This window comes from Chryseobacterium endophyticum (assembly GCF_056333165.1).
Window position 1 is genome coordinate 1 of record NZ_JBWGXE010000025.1, and the last position, 1,607, is coordinate 1,607.

At 43.4% G+C, this 1,607-nt stretch carries 2 protein-coding genes; both read right to left on the reverse strand.

Features of this window, described 5'->3' with window-relative positions:
* Positions 1–860 (reverse strand): conjugative transposon protein TraJ (traJ, locus tag AC0N32_RS19740; protein ID WP_476395541.1); only part of this gene is annotated, 860 nt, incomplete at its 3' end.
* A gap of 1 nt (position 861) precedes the next feature.
* Positions 862–1,494, reverse strand: coding sequence for a DUF4141 domain-containing protein (locus tag AC0N32_RS19745; protein ID WP_476395542.1), 633 nt, complete (start codon positions 1,492–1,494; stop codon positions 862–864).
* Positions 1,495–1,607 lie beyond the last annotated feature (113 nt).

The window sequence follows — 1,607 nt, forward strand, 5'->3', positions numbered from 1 at the left end:
CCGGTAACCGTCGGAACTGTAAAGTATCCGATGATCCCGATGATCATATAGATGATGTAAACCGTGTTAGAAGTATCAGGAATGAAGTTCGGATCAGCCAGCATCTCAATATCCCGCTCCAGGATGAGCGTTTGTATTTTTGCAAGGATTGAACTGAAAATATCTGCAACCGGCAACCACAAATAAACACTAATATATCTCGTCAGCCATTGGGTCAGTGTGCTCTGAAAACCATCCCAGACCGATATGGCAAAAGCTATCGGACCCAGTATCGAGAGTACAATAAGAAAGAAGGTCCGTATCGTATCAATGACCAACGCAGCTGATTGAAATAGAATCTCCAAAAACTCGCGAAATCCGTCCCTGATCTGCTTCTTAATATCAAACATCTCCCTTTCAATGTACATCCCGGACATTGTCACCAGGTCTGATGGTGACCATCCCAGCTCTTCCAACTTTTTATCGAATTCCTCATCTGAGATCAGATAGGCCATCTCAGGATTTCTGAGCATCGCTTCCCGTTCCAGAAGGTCTTTCTTCTGCTGCAATTCGTTCATATCCAGAACCTGATCTTCCAGCATCGAATGACTACCCTGGACAATCGGACTTAAAACGCCATTGATACTTCCTAGTACCAATGTTGAAAAGAACATGATGCAGATACCGATGGCAAAAGGTCTGAGCATCGGAAACAGATCGATCGGCTCCGCTCGGCTGAGTGACTGCCATACCTTAATGGCTACATAGAACAGTGCGCCCAGACCCGCAACAGCCTTAGCTACGGCAGCCATATCGGCACACAATGGCATCATCTCATCATAAACCGAATGAAGGACTTCGTGTAAGTTATTCGGTTCCATCTTACCAGTATTTTTGATTGGAGGTTCCGTAAAGATCCAATACCCTTTGGGTATTGTTCTGCTTTTTGGCTCTCAGATAGCTGACAGAAATATTCTTGTTCGTGTAGTATCGAACCAGATTATGATATTCTTTGACTTCTTTGTAGACCCTGTCGATCACATCCATTCTTTCCTTATCGTTCAGGGAAAGACCATTGGCTGTGATGATCTCTTTCAGTTCTTTAAGCAGTTCAGTACTTTCATTCAGCAGCGCTGAATAACCGTTGGCGATTGCCGTCAGTTCCTGGGCATTGAAGTTGGGATCGTTAAGCATCTTACTAAAATTGGTAACGTAGATCTCTGAGACATCGCCTACGAGAAGAACGGTCTGCTGCACCTTTCGGGCATCTTTCACCAGGTTATTGACCGACTTTAGCTTATCGTAATATTCCTTTCCCTGTTCATAGACTTTTTTCACTTCGTTGAAATTTTTAATGACATTGGAAACCGTTGATGAGGTCTGAACGATCTCATTGGCGGAGTTCAAAATGCCTGATGCCAGGTTGGCCGGATCGGTCACAACGAATTGTGCATTTGCGAATGTTGAGGTAGCAAGAATGGCAACCATTGCTGTTTTAATGATGTAATTTTTCATTGTTGTAAAATTTTAAATGATTGGATTAATTAATTTTCTTTGTTGGATTTGATCCTCTTGAGGGAGATCCTCTTGATGGCCTGTTCTACATTGCCGTCCAGTTCAGAGGCCAG

Bases quoted from the DNA above. Each gene is read 5' to 3' on its own strand.
- AC0N32_RS19745 (WP_476395542.1), bottom strand. From the start codon at position 1,494: ATGAAAAATTACATCATTAAAACAGCAATGGTTGCCATTCTTGCTACC.